17 protein-coding genes are annotated in these 15,730 nt (G+C 61.4%); 10 read left to right on the plus strand and 7 right to left on the minus strand.

What is annotated here, in order from left to right:
- Positions 1 to 6 precede the first annotated feature (6 nt).
- The 3 genes from flgK to CVS28_RS08000 are packed head-to-tail and all read left to right on the plus strand — an operon-like array spanning position 7 to position 2,697.
- Entirely contained in the window at positions 7 to 1,425 is a 1,419-nt protein-coding gene (gene flgK / locus CVS28_RS07990) for a flagellar hook-associated protein FlgK (protein ID WP_103481188.1), read from the plus strand.
- 19 nt (positions 1,426 to 1,444) lie between these two features.
- Complete coding sequence (locus CVS28_RS07995; protein WP_243399767.1) at positions 1,445 to 2,314, plus strand: flagellin N-terminal helical domain-containing protein; 870 nt, start codon at positions 1,445 to 1,447, stop codon at positions 2,312 to 2,314.
- Positions 2,311 to 2,697, plus strand: coding sequence for a flagellar assembly protein FliW (locus tag CVS28_RS08000; protein ID WP_103465187.1), 387 nt, complete (start codon positions 2,311 to 2,313; stop codon positions 2,695 to 2,697). The genes CVS28_RS07995 and CVS28_RS08000 overlap by 4 nt, the downstream gene beginning before the upstream one ends.
- Positions 2,698 to 2,796: 99 nt before the next feature.
- Here the strand turns inward: CVS28_RS08000 and fdhA are convergent, their stop codons facing one another.
- The 5 genes from fdhA to CVS28_RS08025 all read right to left on the minus strand — a co-directional run bounded on the left by fdhA (position 2,797) and on the right by CVS28_RS08025 (position 7,893).
- The gene (gene fdhA, locus CVS28_RS08005; RefSeq protein WP_103465186.1) at positions 2,797 to 4,008 is read right to left on the minus strand and encodes a formaldehyde dehydrogenase, glutathione-independent; all 1,212 of its coding nucleotides are present in this window, start codon (positions 4,006 to 4,008) and stop codon (positions 2,797 to 2,799) included.
- Positions 4,009 to 4,218: 210 nt separating this feature from the next.
- Complete coding sequence (locus CVS28_RS08010; protein ID WP_103465387.1) at positions 4,219 to 4,728, minus strand: mycothiol transferase; 510 nt, start codon at positions 4,726 to 4,728, stop codon at positions 4,219 to 4,221.
- A gap of 212 nt (positions 4,729 to 4,940) precedes the next feature.
- Positions 4,941 to 5,576, minus strand: a complete 636-nt coding sequence (locus CVS28_RS08015; protein WP_103481189.1) for a LutC/YkgG family protein — start codon at positions 5,574 to 5,576, stop codon at positions 4,941 to 4,943.
- Positions 5,573 to 7,099, minus strand: coding sequence for a LutB/LldF family L-lactate oxidation iron-sulfur protein (locus CVS28_RS08020; RefSeq protein WP_103481190.1), 1,527 nt, complete (start codon positions 7,097 to 7,099; stop codon positions 5,573 to 5,575). The genes CVS28_RS08015 and CVS28_RS08020 overlap by 4 nt, the downstream gene beginning before the upstream one ends.
- Positions 7,096 to 7,893 (minus strand): (Fe-S)-binding protein, encoded by a 798-nt coding sequence (locus CVS28_RS08025; protein ID WP_103481191.1) that lies wholly within the window; start codon positions 7,891 to 7,893, stop codon positions 7,096 to 7,098. Before CVS28_RS08025 ends, CVS28_RS08020 begins: the two co-directional genes overlap by 4 nt.
- A gap of 148 nt (positions 7,894 to 8,041) precedes the next feature.
- Between CVS28_RS08025 and CVS28_RS08030 the strand changes: the two genes are divergently transcribed.
- On the plus strand, positions 8,042 to 8,557 hold the full coding sequence (locus CVS28_RS08030) for a DinB family protein (protein ID WP_103481192.1): 516 nt from the start codon (positions 8,042 to 8,044) through the stop codon (positions 8,555 to 8,557).
- Between the two features lie 21 nt (positions 8,558 to 8,578).
- Here the strand turns inward: CVS28_RS08030 and CVS28_RS08035 are convergent, their stop codons facing one another.
- Positions 8,579 to 9,034 (minus strand): Lrp/AsnC family transcriptional regulator, encoded by a 456-nt coding sequence (locus CVS28_RS08035; RefSeq protein WP_103465181.1) that lies wholly within the window; start codon positions 9,032 to 9,034, stop codon positions 8,579 to 8,581.
- A gap of 122 nt (positions 9,035 to 9,156) precedes the next feature.
- Between CVS28_RS08035 and CVS28_RS08040 the strand changes: the two genes are divergently transcribed.
- Positions 9,157 to 9,831: a LysE family translocator gene (locus CVS28_RS08040; RefSeq protein ID WP_103481193.1), complete on the plus strand. Its 675-nt coding sequence runs from the start codon at positions 9,157 to 9,159 to the stop codon at positions 9,829 to 9,831.
- A gap of 89 nt (positions 9,832 to 9,920) precedes the next feature.
- Here the strand turns inward: CVS28_RS08040 and CVS28_RS08045 are convergent, their stop codons facing one another.
- Complete coding sequence (locus CVS28_RS08045; protein WP_103481194.1) at positions 9,921 to 10,955, minus strand: adenosine deaminase; 1,035 nt, start codon at positions 10,953 to 10,955, stop codon at positions 9,921 to 9,923.
- 368 nt (positions 10,956 to 11,323) lie between these two features.
- Between CVS28_RS08045 and CVS28_RS08050 the strand changes: the two genes are divergently transcribed.
- The 5 genes from CVS28_RS08050 (at position 11,324) to CVS28_RS08070 (ending at position 15,726) form a co-directional block, all read left to right on the plus strand.
- Complete coding sequence (locus tag CVS28_RS08050) at positions 11,324 to 12,424, plus strand: DUF475 domain-containing protein (protein ID WP_243399768.1); 1,101 nt, start codon at positions 11,324 to 11,326, stop codon at positions 12,422 to 12,424.
- 47 nt (positions 12,425 to 12,471) lie between these two features.
- Positions 12,472 to 13,062 carry a TerD family protein gene (locus CVS28_RS08055; RefSeq protein ID WP_103465176.1) on the plus strand — a complete coding sequence of 197 codons (591 nt, stop codon included), beginning with the start codon at positions 12,472 to 12,474 and terminating at the stop codon, positions 13,060 to 13,062.
- Between the two features lie 58 nt (positions 13,063 to 13,120).
- Positions 13,121 to 13,702, plus strand: a complete 582-nt coding sequence (locus CVS28_RS08060) for a TerD family protein (protein WP_103465175.1) — start codon at positions 13,121 to 13,123, stop codon at positions 13,700 to 13,702.
- A gap of 95 nt (positions 13,703 to 13,797) precedes the next feature.
- Positions 13,798 to 14,379, plus strand: coding sequence for a TerD family protein (locus CVS28_RS08065; RefSeq protein WP_103465174.1), 582 nt, complete (start codon positions 13,798 to 13,800; stop codon positions 14,377 to 14,379).
- 153 nt (positions 14,380 to 14,532) lie between these two features.
- Positions 14,533 to 15,726 carry a toxic anion resistance protein gene (locus CVS28_RS08070; RefSeq protein WP_103465173.1) on the plus strand — a complete coding sequence of 398 codons (1,194 nt, stop codon included), beginning with the start codon at positions 14,533 to 14,535 and terminating at the stop codon, positions 15,724 to 15,726.
- Positions 15,727 to 15,730 lie beyond the last annotated feature (4 nt).

Genomic DNA, 15,730 nt, shown 5'->3' on the forward strand with positions numbered 1-15,730 from the left:
GAATACGTGAGTACTTTTAGTGGATTGAACACGGCCTTGTCCGGGCTCAATGCGGCCAGGACAGGTTTGAACACCACCGGCCAGAACCTGACCAACGTCAATACGGCAGGCTACACACGCCAGCGCGCTGAATTCGCGGCGCTGGGCACACCCGCCCGCGGCGCCCTCAACGATCTGGGCATCAAGGTGGGCCAGGGAGTCGGCGTCAGCGGCATCTCCCGCTTGGGCGATGCCTTCCTGGACGCGCGCGTACGCACCAGTTTCTCGGTCGCCGGCTACACCGGGGCCCGGGCCGATGCGTTAAACAGCATCGAGAAGACGCTCAACGAGCCGGGCCCCAACGGCATCTCCAGCCAGTTGCAGGGATTTTGGACCTCATGGCAGGGCGTCGCCAACACTCCCGGCGATGCCGCCTCCTCGGCCGTGCTGCTGGAGAAATCCGCAACTCTTCTCCAGAGCATCGCCTCCGGATACGAGGCCCTTGACGGCCAATGGTCCCAGACCAGATCCAACGCAAACACAGTTGTCCAGGACATCAATGGCACTGCCGCCCAACTCGCGTCGCTGAACAAGTCCATCCGTACGGCCGCAGCCTCGGGCACGCCCAGCAATGAACTCATTGACCAGCGCGATGCACTCACGGCCAAGATCGCCAATCTGACAGGCGGCACGGTGCGGGATCTGCCCGACGGTACGAATGAAATCCTGTTGGGCGGGAACGTGTTGTTGTCCGGCAGCACCGCCAACGAGTTGAAGCTTTCAGGCGCCACCAAGATGGCCGACGGCGGTACCGTCCAGCTGGAGTGGGCGCACCGCCCGGGTTCCGCCGTGGACCTCGACGGCGGCAAGCTGGCTGGCCTGTTGTCCGTCCTCAAGCCCGCTGAGGCGGCCGGCAGCGGGGGCATGATCGCCCAGACGGCGGCGTCCTACAACACCATGGCCGCGAAGCTGGCCAGTACAGTCAACCCGATTTATCAGGGCGGGGTGGCGCCCGACAAGACCACGGGGAAAGACTTCTTCGAGTTCAAGGCAGGGGTTCCGGCGGCACTGGGTCTCACGGTGGTGCCCAAGGATGCCGGCAGCATTCAAGTCGGCGCTCCCGGCGCTGGCGGCAAAGACGGCTCAATTGCCGCGGACATCTCGCAGCTGGGCACCGGCAAGGATTCCCCCGATGCAGTGTGGTCGGACACAGTGGTGCGCCTCGGCGTCGAGATCCAGACAGGGCTCCAGCAGGCGGTCCTGGCGGATGTTTCACTGACGAACGCCGTAGCCAGCCAGCAGTCCAACGCATCCGTGGACATTGACGAGGAAAATGTGAACTTGCTGGCGTACCAGCATGCCTATCAGGCCGCGGCACGAGTCATGACAGCCATCGACGAGGCACTTGATGTGCTCATCAACCAGACCGGAAGGGTGGGCCGCTAGCATGTTGGGCAGAGTCACCATGCAAACCACATCCACCGCGGCACAGCGCGGGATGCAGGCCAACGCGGCACGGCTGGCGGAGGCACAGCTGCGGGCCAATACGCTTCAAAAGAATGTCCGTCTCTCCGATGATCCCGCCGCGGCAGCCGACTCCCTTGCTGTGCGCGCAGCGCAGGCCCAGTCGGCCCAGCACGGCCGCAACATTGACAATGGCAACGGCTGGCTCACCACGGCCAACTCGGCCCTGGACACCTCTGTGGCGTTGCTGCAGCGTGTGCAGCAGCTCACCCTCCAGGGCGCCAATGGAGCCGCGTCCCCACAGGCCAAGGAGGCGATCGCCGTGGAGCTTGATTCCATCCGGGCCGACCTGCTAGTCCAGGCGAACACGAAGTACCTGGGCCGGACCATTTTTGCCGGGAACTCCGATGCGGGAAGCGCCTTCGTTGACGGCACCCCGCCCACATTTACCGGAGCGCCCGGCAGCACCGTCCAGCGGCGCATCAGTGGCGAGGCAAGCATTCGGGTTGATGCCGACGGTGCCGCCATCTTTGGTACCGCCGCAAATTCGGTGTTCGAGCTGATCTCCAAAGTTTCCGCCGATCTGCGCTCAGGAGCTGACGTCTCCGCGTCCATAGGCCCCGTCAACGTAGCCCTCGAGAAGGTGATTGGACAGCGCTCCGAGGTAGGCGCCAGGCATGCCGAACTGCTCCGGGCCAAGGACATCAACGTCAGCTCTCAGGTTGACTTGGAATCCCAGCGTGCCAGCGTTGAAGACCTTGATTTGGGCAAGGCAATCCTTGACCTGAAGACGCAGGAGCTGGCCTACCAGGCATCCCTGAGTGTCACGGCGAAGGTGCTGTCAACCACCCTGATGGACTTCCTGCGATGAGCCCGGCCGTCACGAACCTGGAACAGCTGCGTTTCCTGAGCCCGCCGCCGGGCCTGGAACCGAGCACCGATTTCACGCTGACCCAAATTGCCGACACGCCGGGCCTGTTTTCCCTGACCTCCCTACACGGTGCTGCGAGGCTTTTTGTGCTGGATCCGGCCGTGTATATTTCGGCATACACACCGCGGCTGCCCGCGGCGGAGCTCGCCGCCATCGGCGCGAGCCAGGAGTCATCCTTGGTCCTGGTGGTAGTCAATCCAGGAGTCACGAGCACTGTGAACCTGTCAGCACCCATTGTGGTCAACCCCGACAATGGCGTTTGTGCTCAAATCATTTTGGAAGGCACCGACTGGCCGCTGCGCCACCCCCTGTCTCCGGCCTAAAGAATTTGTGTGGCAGATATTGGAGCAAATCGACCCAAATTCGGGCTAATCGGTCCAATATCTGCCACACAGGTGGGATGGGCGAAACTGCAGGTCCGGCTAGTTCAGGTAGCCGTTCGGGTTGAGGACGTACTTCGTGGCAGCACCGGCGTCGAACTCGGCGTAGCCGCGCGGTGCATCCATGAGGGGAATCGCCTTGGCGTTGACGTTCTTGGCAATGGAGACCTTGTCATGCAGGATCGCCATCATCAGGCCGCGGTTGTACTTCATAACCGGGCACTGCCCCGTTGTGAAGGACAGTGATTTGGCCCAGCCGGTGCCAAGGCTCAGGCTCAGCGCCCCCTTTTGTGCCGCGGCGTCAATGCCGCCGGGATCGCCTGTGACGTACAGGCCGGGAATACCCATTGAGCCACCGGCTGCCGTGATGTCCATGAGCGAGTTCAGCACGGTTGCTGGCGCCTCACCGGCCCCATGTCCATGACCTTTCGCTTCGAAGCCCACAGCATCGACTGCGCAGTCCACCTCGGGAACGCCTAGCAGCTGCTCAATCTGGCTGCCTGGATCTCCCTGCGAAAGATCAATGGTTTCACAACCAAAGGTCCGTGCCTGCGCCAGCCGGCTGGCGTTCATGTCACCGACAATCACCACAGCTGCCCCCAACAAATGCGCGCTGGTGGCAGCTGCCAAACCAACGGGGCCGGCACCGGCAATGTAAACAGTGGAGCCCACTGTGACACCGGCAGTGACGGCACCATGGAAACCTGTGGGGAAGATGTCCGAGAGCATTGTCAGATCCAGCATCTTTTCCAACGCCTGGTCCCGGTCCGGGAACTTCAACAAATTCCAGTCGGCATAAGGGACCAGAACATACTCAGCCTGGCCACCAACCCAACCACCCATGTCAACATAGCCGTAGGCGCTGCCTGGCCTGTCGGGGTTCACATTCAGGCAAATGCCGGTCTTGCGTTCCTTGCAATTGCGGCAGCGGCCGCAGGAAATGTTGAAGGGAACCGAGCAGATGTCCCCCACCTTGATAAATTCAACATCCGGCCCCACCTCAATCACTTCACCAGTGATTTCATGGCCCAACACCAGATCCGAGGGAGCAGTGGTGCGTCCGCGCACCATGTGCTGGTCGGATCCACAAATATTGGTGGCTACTGTGCGCAGGATGACGCCATGGGGCACTTTGCGCCCCACATTGGCCGGGTTGACGCCCGGCCCGTCCTTGAGTTCAAACGTTGGATAGGCGACGTCAATGACCTCAACCACTCCCGGTCCCTTGTAGGCAACGGCTTTGTTTCCTGACATGGATATGTTTCCTTCCTAGTTAGTTCAGAAGGTCCCTAGTGAAACCTTCTAGTGCAACAAGAAAACAACCCCATGTAGCCACCAGCGCAGACGCCAGGCACAAAAAGTGCCGGTGCTTGAGGGCGGACTATGGGGTTCCAGTCAGTCTATGGGCGGATCACCAAATATGTAAGGGTCGTTTCTCAAGGGCAGCATCCCGCGGCGGCTGCCTTAGATGGCTCGCGGCAAGCCCTTGACGTAGGCTGCCTGGCCGCCGTGCTGCACGCAGTCGTCAGCAATGCTGATGAGGCGCACACCCAGCGTGACGGGCGGGTTCCACCGACTATCCACCACCCTGTCAAGGTCGGCATCCTCCAAGGTGCCAATAAAGTCCAGACTCTGCGCAAGCACTGCCTGGTGATATTGACGCAGGAGGTCCGTGGAGTCGAGGTGCACGGCATCGACCTGCTGTGTTGAATGGCCATACCCGGTGCTGTCGTGTTCCAAGTCAAAGGCGAATCGCTGGGCATAGGCGCCGCGGTGCCAGACTGATTCCACGCCTGCCACCTGCGCCATTTGTTCATCCTGGCTGCGGCACAGGTGCCAAATGAGCCAGGCGATGGAATTCCCGCTCCCGGCCGGGCGCCAGTTCGCTTTGTCCACCTCCAGCCCGGTGAGGACACCGGAAACAATGGTGTCGATGCGGCTGTAGGCGTCTGCCAGTAACTCCGAGGATCTCATGCTGGCCATGCTTCCACCGCAGGCGCCGCTTGGGAACCCCATCGGGCCCAAAATTCCCCGCATCACTGAGCCCACAACAACTCAACTAGCCCGCGGAAAACGCCGAAAATACGCGATTTCGTGCCATTTTTCGGCGTTGGGCCCGGGCGCCCGAGGGTTCCCTGGCCGAGGAACGAGGCTGGGGAGGGCGTGGGGAGGGTCAGGTCAGAATGCTACGTCAGGATCATCACGTCCAGGGTGCGCGGGCCATGGACGCCCTCAACGCGTTCAAGTTCAATGTCGCTCGTGGCGCTAGGCCCGCTGATCCAGGTCTGCGGGCGGCTTGCCTCCAGGCGTGCAATGGCCTCGGGCAGCACCTCCACAATGTCCGCGGCATGGAGCAGGCAGATGTGCCTGTCCGGGACCAGCGAGATGATCCGCCGGCCCTGATCGTCGCTGCCGTCCAGCATGATGGTGCCGGTCTCCGAAACCGCCGTCGCAGCACCCGTGACCACAGCGTCAACTGCGTCCAACTCGGCCACGGTGAGGCGGCGCTCCGGCGAGTCAACGTGCACAGCCGGCGCCCCGGCGTCGTCCTTCAGTGCCGAAAGCCACTCCTGGGGCAGCCCGTGCGGAACCACAATGGAGGAGGTGCCAGCCAGCAGTTCGGCCAGCTTGGCGGGCACCTCTGCTGCCGGGGTGAGAAAAACGTTGGCCTTGTAGTCCACCAGCCTGTCCACCAGCTGTTCCAGCCGTTGCGCGTCGCTCATGGTGGAGCTGCGGCGGTACGCCCGGGGCACCACAGGGGTCTCCGGGGCGTCACGCAGCGCCGATTTGATCCGGTTCATGATGTCCTCGCGGGCGCTCATGCCTGCTCCCCTTCGTTTATTGTGGTGCCGGGCACGACGGCGGCACCGGGCTTGTGCTCCTTGTCCCACCATTGGCGGAACGATTGGCTGGGCGGGGCTGGAATGTTCCTGCTTTGGGTCCAGCCGCCGGCGATGCCGGGCAGTTTTTTGATGACCTTGTCCCGGCCCGCCACCAGCTTGCCCAGAGGCAGGCCCTTTTCCAGCAGATTCAGGTGCGATCCGCTGGAGAACGCCCACTGCGCCCCCTTCATCATGAGGTCCATCTGGGTGGGGACCTTGAGCTTGGCGCGTTTGGAATCCACGTCCTCGCCGCGCAGGTGGACAAGAATTTCGGGGATGTTGATCTTCACGGGGCAGGCATCGAAACATGCACCGCAGAGTGAGGAGGCGTAGGGCAGGGAGCTGTTTTCCTCGCTCTTGGTGCCCGTCATGAGTGGGGAAAGAATGGCACCAATGGGGCCCGGGTAGGTGGAGCCGTAGGCGTGCCCGCCGGTGCGCTCGTACACGGGGCACACGTTCATGCAGGCTGAACAGCGGATGCAGTTCAGCGCCGTCCGGCCATATTCATCGGCCAAGGCAGCCGTGCGGCCGTTGTCCAGCATGACCAGGTGCACATTTTGCGGGCCGTCGCCGGGGGTGACTCCAGTCCACAGGGAGGTGTACGGGTTCATCCGTTCACCTGTGGAGGACCGGGGAAGCAACTGCATGAACACCTCAAGGTCGCTCCACGTGGGCAGCAGCTTCTCAATGCCCATGACGGTGATGAGGGTTTCCGGCAGGGTCAGGCACATGCGGCCGTTGCCTTCGGATTCCACAACAGTCAGCGTGCCCGTATCCGCAAGCCCAAAGTTGGCGCCGGAGACAGCCACCTTGGCGGAGAGGAACTTCTTGCGCAGGTGCTTGCGCGCCGCCTCGGCCAGGCGTGCCGGTTCATCCGTGAGGTTCGGGTCCACCACCGGCATTTCTCGCAGGAAGATCTCCCGGACCTGGCTGCGGTTCTTGTGAATCGCGGGCACCAGGATGTGGCTGGGCTTGTCGTGGTCAAGCTGCACAATGAGCTCGGCCAGGTCGGTCTCATAGGCGGCGATGCCCTGCTCTTCCAGGTATTCGTTCAGACCGATCTCCTGGGTGGCCATGGACTTGACCTTGACCACCTCGGTTTCACCTGTTTCCCGGATCAGGGCGGTGACAATCTCATTGGCTTCCTGGGCGTCGCGGGCCCAGTGGATGATGCCGCCACGTGCAGTGAAGTTTGCTTCAAACTGCTCCAACAAGGCCGGCAGGTTCGCCATGGTGGCGTCCTTGATGGCGCTGCCAGCATTGCGCATGTCCTCCCAATCGGGAAGCTCCGCCACCACCTTCAGGCGCTTGTCACGGATGGTGTGGGTCGCGTGGCCCAGGTTGGCGCGCAGCTGGGTGTTGGCCAGTTCCCTGCGGGCAGCCTGGGGGAAGGACTCCGTGGCGTTGATGTTGCCCTGGCCAAATACCGGCAGTGTTGGCATGCCCAGAAAAGTGTTGCTCATCGCTTGCTCCCTGCCAATTTGACGACGCCTGAGACGGTTGCGGGGTTTTCAAGGGTGCTGGCAAGGATCTCAGCAAAGTGGAGGGTGCCCACATCGCTGCCCTGCCGGGACAACCCGCCGCCAATGTGCAGGAGGCAGCTGGCGTCACCACCGGAGCACAACTCGGCTCCGGTGCCGCAGATGTTCGCTGCTTTGTCAGCATTCATGGCACTGGAGACGTCGGCGTTCTTCATGGAGAACGTGCCACCAAAGCCGCAGCATTGCTCAGCCTCGGGCAGTTCCACCATCTCGATCCCGCCCACGCTCGCCAGCAGGTTCAGCTGCCGGTCTTCCAGGCGCAGCAGCCGCATGCCGTGGCAGCTGGGGTGGTAGGTGACCTTGTGCGGGAAGTAGGATCCCAGCTGCTCGGCCGCGTTGGTGATGCCCAAGACGTCAGTGAGCATCTGTGAGAGTTCATAGGTTTTTGCGCCTACGACGGCGGCCCGGGCTTCCAGCGCTGCGTCACCGCATCGGCGGGCAACCAATTCGTGCTGGTGTTTCACACTGGCCACGCAGGATCCCGAGGGCGCCACGGCAACGTCGTAGTCGTCCGTGTCGAATGCTTCAACATGGTTGGCCACCACCGCGTGGGCTTCCTTGAAATAGCCAGAATTCACGTGCATCTGGCCGCAGCAGGCTTGCCCGGACGGGAACACCACCTCGTGTCCCAGCCGTTCCAGCAAGGCAACAGTGGCCTGTGCAGTGCGCGGATACATGGCGTCAACGATGCAGGTGGCGAACAGCGCAATTTTCATGATTCCCACTGTAGGGCAAAACGGCTGGGATGTGGACTGACCACACCCTAAGTTGCGAATCCGGCCACCCGATTCACTGGCTGCTTCCCCCGCCGAGCCCACTGCTGTAGCTTGGACGGCACAGGCACGGCCACCCAGGGAGACCACCATGTCCGTATCACCGCGTGCTTTGCGCGTTCCGCCGCAAGGTGATGAAAAGACGTGCCTGCATGTGGCGCTGCAACGCCACCGTGCCGCCGTCGTGTGGAAGCTCGACGGCGTCTCAGACACCGATCTGCGCCGCCCCATGGTTCCATCCGGGACGAATCTTTTGGGCCTGATCAAGCATTTGGCGGCGGTGGAATACGGCTGGTTTTGCGAGACCTTTGGCCGGCCCACCGAACCGCTGCCCGATGTGGATGCAGATCCCGAAGCCGACATGCGGGCCACCGCCGAGGAGACCACGGCAGGTATCCTAGCCTTCTACCAGCGCGCCTGCGCCGCCGCGGATGAGGTGATTGCCGCCGTCGGACTTGAAGAGACGGGCAGCAGCTGGGACGGGGAGACGGTGTCCATGCGCTGGGTGCTGGTTCACATGGTGGAGGAAACCGCCCGCCATGCCGGGCATGCGGACATTGTCCGGGAGCTGATCGACCACGGCACCGGGGACCACAACTTCGGCTGAGCCGGAACCCGGGCCGGGAAGTTACAGCGGCAGGCCAGCGCCGGGCTTGAGATTCTTCATGACAAGGGTTGAGCGCAGCCGCAGCACACCCGGAAGGCTTGTCAGCTCGGTGTCATAGAACTTTTGGTAGTCGTTCAAATCCCGGGCCATGACTTTGAGAATGTAGTCGGGGTCGCCAAACAAGCGCTGGGCCGAGGTGATGCGGGTGTTCGCTGCCACCTGCGCCTCAAAGTCGTCAATGGTGTCCCTGTCCACCTGCGCCAGCGTCACGAACACCAGCGCCTCAAAACCGAGACCCACTGAGCTGGGATTGATGACAGCCCGGTAGCCGCTAATGGCGCCGGACGCCTCCAAATCCTTGAGCCGGCGATGGCAGGGCGCCACCGTCAAACCCACCTGGGCGGCCAGTGCAGTGGCGCTCATCCGGCCCTCATTTTGGAGGGTGCGCAAAATTTCTCTGTCAATGGCGTCAATCACAGCAAAATCTTATCGCTCCTACGGTGGTTTGCGGCTAAAAAGGCAAACACTTATGGCGATATTTTCCTTAAGCTTGCTCCTGTCAGCCCACCACAAGGAGCAGCATGGAACCGTAGGCACTCATTGGTTTCCTCATAGTTGCCGTCACCCTGACGTGCACGCCTGGCCCGGACTGGGCCTATTCCATTGCCGCGGGTCTGGGCAAGCGCAGCTTTCTCCCCGCCGTGGCGGGACTCTGCAGCGGCTACGTGCTGCACACCATCTTGCTCGCGGCGGGCATTGCAGCCCTCATGGCGGCCGTTCCAAGCCTGCTGATCTGGCTCACCGTGGCCGGCGCGGTGTACCTGCTGTGGCTGGGCGTCACGACTGCCAGGTCCTGGCGCAGCGCCGGCTTCATGACGGTGGGCCCCAACGGGGAGTTGCCGGCAGGCTCCCCGGGCGCGGCTTCCTCCGGCACGCACATGGGCGCCTATCTCCAGGGTGTTGGCACCAGCAGCATCAACCCCAAGGGCATGCTGCTGTTCGTTGCCCTCACACCCCAGTTCATCAAGTCCGACGCCGCATTTTCGGTGCCGCTGCAATCCATGATTCTGGGCTTGACGTTCGTAGCCACAACAGCTGTCATCTACACCGCGATTGCCGCCGGCTCGCGCAAACTCCTGCGCTCACGACCGGGCGCGGCCCGTGGCGTGACACTCTCCAGCGGCATCATCATGTGCGCCTTGGGCGCCCTGCTCCTGGTGGAGCAGGCCGGCCCCGTCGTGGAGGTGGCGGGCCACTGGCTGGCCCGCGTCTAGAACTTTTGGCGCATATCTGCGCTTTGGCGGCTCATCAGCGGTTGGCGAACCGCTGATGAGCCGCCAAAGCGCAGAAGTGCATTCCTGAATCAGCCGTGGGTGTCACTCCACGCCGCCAGATCTGCCAACAACTCGCTTTTGCGCTCCGCCGAGGCAAAGGAGGAACGGATGGAGTTCCGTGCCAGTGTCTCCACCGTGGCGGCGTCCCACGCGAACTCAGCCACGAGCGCCGCAAAGTTGGCGCCCACATAGCCGCCAAAATACGCCGGATCATCGGAATTCACGCACACATTCAACCCCGCTTCGATCATCTGCGGCAAGGGGTGGGCGGCCAGCGTATCAACTGCCCGCAGGCGAACATTGGAGAGCGGGCACACCGTCAGCGGAACCTGCTCCGTCACCAACCGCTTGATCAAGAATTTGTCTTCCACAGCCCTGATCCCGTGGTCAATGCGTTCCACACCCAACAAATCCAGGGCATCCTCCACGTAGCTGGGCGGTCCTTCCTCGCCCGCGTGGGCCACCAGATGCAGACCCGCTTCCTTGGCCCGCTGGTAGAGACGCACAAACTTCGACGGCGGATTCCCCACCTCCGCAGAGTCCAGGCCAATGCCCATGATGGGCGCCCGCATTTCCAGCAGCGCTTCCAAAACAGCCAGCGCCGACTCCTCGGACTCATCACGCAGGAACGCAGCAATCAACCCCGTGGTGATGCCAAACTCAGCCTCGCTGGAAGCCAGCGCGGCTGCTATGCCGTTGACCGCCGTCGAAAGTTCCACACCACGGGCCACATGCGCCTGGGGGTCAAACATGATCTCAACGTGTTGCACCCCGGATTCCTTGGCGCGGGCCAGGTAGGCCCGGGTCATGTCGGCAAAATCGGCCTCGGTGATCAGGACAGCCATGTTGGCGTAGTACAGGTTCAAAAATGATTGCAGATCGCTGAACTCATACTGCTCGCGCAACGTTTCCAGCGTGGGAAACGGCAGCGCGATGCCATTGCGGGCAGCAAGAGCCAGGATCAGCTCCGGTTCCAGGGTGCCTTCAATGTGCAGGTGCAGCTCCGCCTTGGGCAGGGCTGTCAGCGCGGCGGAGTCAATATTTTTCAGAGAAGCTGTGGTCATTGCGCAAGTATACGGCCGCAGCATGACCGCAGCCGTGACTTTGCATCAATTGCCGAATTCTCCATTTTTTGATTCCCCCAATCGTTTTCGGTCCGGGCGCTAGGTGGCAGCTGGGAACACTATTGCCCTCAGATCGCCTTGCCCGCCAGTTTAGGCGGGCACCCGAGCGATGTGCGGCCAATACCCAGCGTTTTCCCAGCTTTATTGCCCCCATTCCATTAGGAATATGTAGCGGGAGTGGAGATAATTGAGTTTGGACGATTTCTCATCTGTTCCACCGGGGCAGATGGGTCCGTAAGAGCATCGACCATGATTCCTTAAGTCAGCATTGTTTGGGGAACTTTTGAGGAGCTTGTCAGCGCGTGTTCATGAAAACGTTTGGGTGGTCGTTCGCGATCTCCGCAGTGGCTCTCATTGTCGCGTTCATTTATGGCGGCCTTGAAGCACTTATTCTCTGCGCAATCCTGGGCGTTCTTGAAGTCAGCCTGAGCTTCGACAACGCAGTGGTTAACGCCCGCATCCTTGAAAAGATGAGCGCGTTCTGGCAGAAAATGTTCCTGACTGTGGGCATTTTGATAGCCGTTGTGGGCATGCGCGTTGCGTTCCCGCTGCTCATCGTGGGCGTGACAGCCAACCTCAACCCCGTTGAAGCCATCCGGTTGGCCATGGAAAAGGGCAGCATTGACGACCCCGGCTCCTACGCGTATCTTCTGCATGAAGCCCACCCGCAAATCGCCGCCTTTGGTGGCATTTTCCTGCTCATGCTGTTCCTTGACTTCATGTTTGAGGAGCGCGAGCTGCGCTGGTTGGGCCTGCTGGAACGGCCATTGGCGTTCGTGGGCCGCCTCAATGGGGCATCCCTGGTCATCGGCTTGCTGGTCCTGGTTGCTTCGGCAACCATGGTGCGCCCTGGCAAGGAAATCGACGTCCTAATCTCCGGCATTCTGGGCCTTGTCACGTACTTCCTGGTCCGTGGCCTGGGCGACTTGTTCGACGTCGACAACGACGGCGACACTGACGCCGACGACGCCGGGGCCCTCGCGAAGTCCGCCACGAGAGGCCTGGGCAAGGCCGTCGGCAAGGCGGCGTTCATACTGTTCCTCTACCTTGAAGTCATCGATGCGTCCTTCTCGTTCGACGGCGTCATTGGCGCGTTCGCCATCACCTCCGACCCCATCATCATCGCCCTGGGCCTTGGCCTGATCGGCGCCATCTTTGTCCGCTCCCTGACCGTGTACCTGGTTCGCGAGGGTACCTTGGATGACTACGAATACCTGGACCACGGCGCGCATTGGGCCATCGGCGCCTTGGCCCTGATCTTGCTGCTAACCATTAGCGTAGAAATCAACGAAATCATCACAGGACTTATCGGCGTGCTGTTTATCGGCTCGGCGTTCATTTCATCAATTGTTCGCAACAAACGCGTGACTGCGGCAAGTCTGCCCTCGGTGGACCAGCTTTCCAGCTAGCGCATCAAATTACTCAATTCTCACCATTTTCAAAGGAGCAAAACGTTATGGGACTCAGCTTACAAAAGGGCCAGTCACTCTCGCTGAAGAAGAACGACGGCGGCTCCCTCACCCGTGTGCGCATGGGTTTGGGTTGGGATTCAGCCGCTCCTGTCAAGCGCGGCCTGTTCGGCATGAAGAAGGGCGGCGAGGTTGACTTGGACGCCTCGGCGATCCTCTTTGACGCCACCGGCAACGCAGTGGACACGGTCTTCTTCAACCAGCTCAAGAGCAAGGACGGCTCAACCCAGCACACAGGTGACAACCTCACCGGCGAGGGCGACGGCGACGATGAGGTCATCCTGGTTGACCTGGCCAAGGTTTCACCGGCCGTCACCCAGATCGTGTTTGTCATCAGCAGCTACAGCCGCCAGACCTTTGACACCGTGGCGAACGCCTTCTGCCGCCTGGTGGACGACTCCACCCCCGGCTCCCCCGAGGTTGCCCGCTTCCAACTCACGGATGCCGGCACCCACACCGCCATGGTCATGGCGAAGGTTTCCCGTGATGCTGCGGGCTGGACATTCACCGCCATTGGCGACCGTGCCAACGGCCGCACAGTCATGGACTTGATCCAGCCTGCCGCCAGCGCCCTGTAGGGTGTCGCCAACAGTTCAATCGTTCCGACAGCTTCGTATCTAAGGAGTTTTAGCTTTCATGGCATCTCTAACGCTTTCCAAGGGCAACAACCTATCCTTGACCAAAGCCGACCCCGGTTTGAGCAAGGCCGTAGTTGGTTTGGGCTGGGATCCCCGCACCACCAGTGGTGAAGCCTTCGACCTGGACGCCTCAGCCCTGTTGGTAGGCAGCAACGGTAAAGTCCGCAACAACGATGACTTCATCTTCTACAACCAGCTCGAAGCCAAAGACGGCTCGGTCAAGCATCTGGGCGACAACCGCACGGGCGAGGGCGACGGTGACGACGAGCAAATCCTGATCGACCTCAATGCTGTCTCCGCGGACATTGAACGCGTCATCATAGTTGTCTCCATTGATCAAGCTGACGCACGGAGGCAGAACTTTGGCCAGGTCCGTGACGCCTACTGCCGCGTGGTCAACCAGGACAACGACATCGAAATTGTTCGCTACGACCTCTCCGAAGACGCCGCCTCGGAAACCACCATGGTGTTTTCCGAGATTTACCGCAACGGTGCGGAGTGGAAGTTCCGCGCCGTCGGCCAGGGCTACGCCAGCGGACTGCACGGCATTGCCACGGACTACGGAATTGTTCTGGACTAACTTTTAGTGCCTCGCCCAACCCAGGGCACAGCACACAGGCTTTTCTTTCCCAGAAGAGCCACCTCCGAATATCAACAACGTAAGGACAAGATCTCATGGCTGGATTGACGCTTGCAAAGGGCAACAACCTTTCTCTGACCAAAACTGATCCGGGCCTGCAGCAGGCCGTGGTTGGTTTGGGCTGGGACCCCCGCACCACCACTGGTGAGGCGTTTGACCTGGACGCTTCTGCACTCATGGTCGCCGCCAACGGCAAGGTTCGTTCCGCCGATGACTTCATTTTCTACAACCAACCCACAGCCAAGGACGGCTCAGTAACCCACCTCGGTGACAACCGTTCAGGTGAAGGCGCGGGCGACGACGAGCAGATCCTGATTGACCTGACAAAGGTTGCCGCGGATGTTGAGCGCGTTGTCATAGTTGTCTCCATCGACCAGGCGGATACGCGCGGCCAGAACTTTGGCCAGGTGCGCGGCGCCTACTGCCGTGTCATCAACCAGAGCAACGACAACGAGATCGTCCGCTTTGATCTCAGCGAAGACGCCGCACCGGAAACCTCCATGCTGTTTGCGGAGATCTACCGCAACGGCGCCGAATGGAAGTTCAAGGCAGTCGGCCAGGGCTACGCCTCCGGCCTGGCTGGAATTGTGTCCGACTTCGGCGTCCCCATGGGCTAGTCCGCCCCCGCTCCCTAGCCTCGTACCTCGGCTTGGGACCCTCGCGGGCGCGGCTCCACCCAGCTCCTCCGCCCTCCCCTGTTGCAGCCGTTGGCGCGTCTGCAACAGGGCCCCAATCACTTCACCCCTGGCAACTGGAAATTGGATCTCACTATGACTTCACCTTTGACACCTCCCACCGAGTCTGAAACTGCCCTCGTGCTGAAAGCCCCTGACGCCCCCGGCATTGTTGTGGCCGAAGAGGCACCCGGAATGGTGCCTGTCCCGGCAGAACGTCAGGCGGAGATCAGCCGCCAGGCGAAGGATTTCATCGCCGAGATTGCCGACTTCGATGCCCGCAGCCCCGAATTCACCAGCAAGGTGGATGGCATTTCCAAGCTGGCCGGCTCCGAGATGACAAGCTCCTCGGACGCCTCCAGCCGCATGCTGGAGCGCTCCACCACCTCCATTGCCGGAGCCAAGAAGAGCGGCAACGGCGCCCAGGCCCATGTGGCCGGCACCTTGAATGATCTGCGCACCACCGTTGAGGACCTGACGCCCAACAACGCCGACCTCAGCACCGGCCGCAAGATCCTGGGCTTCATCCCCGGTGGCAACAAGCTGGCCAAGTACTTCCAGAAGTACGAGTCGGCACAAACCCAGCTCGACGCCATCATCAAATCCCTCATGGCCGGCCAGGATGAACTCCTCAAGGACAATGCTTCGCTGGCAGGGGAAAAGGTCAAGCTCTGGGAGACCATGCAAAGCCTGAGCGAGTACGCCGTGTTCGCCAAGGCCCTGGATGGCGCCTGTGTTGAGAAGATCGACGCCACCCGCGCCTCGGGCCAGATTGAGCAGGCCCAGAAGCTGGAAGCGGATGTGCTCTTCCCCATCCGCCAGCGCCACCAGGACATCCTGACCCAGCTGGCAGTGTCCGTCCAGGGTTACCTGGCCATGGACTTGATCCGCAAAAACAACCTTGAACTGATCAAGGGCGTTGACAGGGCCCGCACCACCACCATTTCGGCCCTGCGCACGGCCGTCATCGTGGCCCAAGCCCTCGCCAACCAGAAGATGGTGCTGGATCAGATCGATGCCATCAACACCACCACCAACAACATGATTTTGAAGACCAGTGAAATGCTCAAGGATCAAACCGTGCGCATTCACCAGCAGGCCGCGAGCTCCGGCGTCAGTGTTGAGACGCTGCAAAAGGCCTTCGACAACGTCTTTGAGACCATGGATGCCATTGACACGTTCCGGGCGTCTGCCGCCAAGAACATGGAAGGCACCGTGCACGCCCTCGAAGACGGCCTGGCCAAGGCCAAGCCGTACCTGGAGCGGTCCCGCCAGTCCGATCGGGAGTAGCCTA

The organism is Arthrobacter glacialis, from assembly GCF_002909415.1.
Classification (GTDB): Bacteria; Actinomycetota; Actinomycetes; order Actinomycetales; family Micrococcaceae; genus Specibacter; species Specibacter glacialis.

What these genes read in the sequence shown, in the direction of transcription:
- CVS28_RS08030 (WP_103481192.1), top strand. Translation starts at nt 8,042, where the DNA reads ATGTCCGTATCACCGCGTGCTTTGCGCGTTCCGCCGCAAGGTGATGAA.
- CVS28_RS08045 (WP_103481194.1), bottom strand. Translation starts at nt 10,955, where the DNA reads ATGACCACAGCTTCTCTGAAAAATATTGACTCCGCCGCGCTGACAGCC.
- CVS28_RS08025 (WP_103481191.1), bottom strand. Translation starts at nt 7,893, where the DNA reads ATGAAAATTGCGCTGTTCGCCACCTGCATCGTTGACGCCATGTATCCG.
- CVS28_RS08010 (WP_103465387.1), bottom strand. Translation starts at nt 4,728, where the DNA reads ATGAGATCCTCGGAGTTACTGGCAGACGCCTACAGCCGCATCGACACC.
- CVS28_RS08060 (WP_103465175.1), top strand. Translation starts at nt 13,121, where the DNA reads ATGGCATCTCTAACGCTTTCCAAGGGCAACAACCTATCCTTGACCAAA.
- CVS28_RS08070 (WP_103465173.1), top strand. Translation starts at nt 14,533, where the DNA reads ATGACTTCACCTTTGACACCTCCCACCGAGTCTGAAACTGCCCTCGTG.
- CVS28_RS08050 (WP_243399768.1), top strand. Translation starts at nt 11,324, where the DNA reads ATGAAAACGTTTGGGTGGTCGTTCGCGATCTCCGCAGTGGCTCTCATT.
- CVS28_RS08020 (WP_103481190.1), bottom strand. Translation starts at nt 7,099, where the DNA reads ATGAGCAACACTTTTCTGGGCATGCCAACACTGCCGGTATTTGGCCAG.
- CVS28_RS07995 (WP_243399767.1), top strand. Translation starts at nt 1,445, where the DNA reads ATGCAAACCACATCCACCGCGGCACAGCGCGGGATGCAGGCCAACGCG.
- CVS28_RS08015 (WP_103481189.1), bottom strand. Translation starts at nt 5,576, where the DNA reads ATGAGCGCCCGCGAGGACATCATGAACCGGATCAAATCGGCGCTGCGT.
- CVS28_RS08065 (WP_103465174.1), top strand. Translation starts at nt 13,798, where the DNA reads ATGGCTGGATTGACGCTTGCAAAGGGCAACAACCTTTCTCTGACCAAA.
- fdhA (WP_103465186.1), bottom strand. Translation starts at nt 4,008, where the DNA reads ATGTCAGGAAACAAAGCCGTTGCCTACAAGGGACCGGGAGTGGTTGAG.
- CVS28_RS08055 (WP_103465176.1), top strand. Translation starts at nt 12,472, where the DNA reads ATGGGACTCAGCTTACAAAAGGGCCAGTCACTCTCGCTGAAGAAGAAC.
- CVS28_RS08000 (WP_103465187.1), top strand. Translation starts at nt 2,311, where the DNA reads ATGAGCCCGGCCGTCACGAACCTGGAACAGCTGCGTTTCCTGAGCCCG.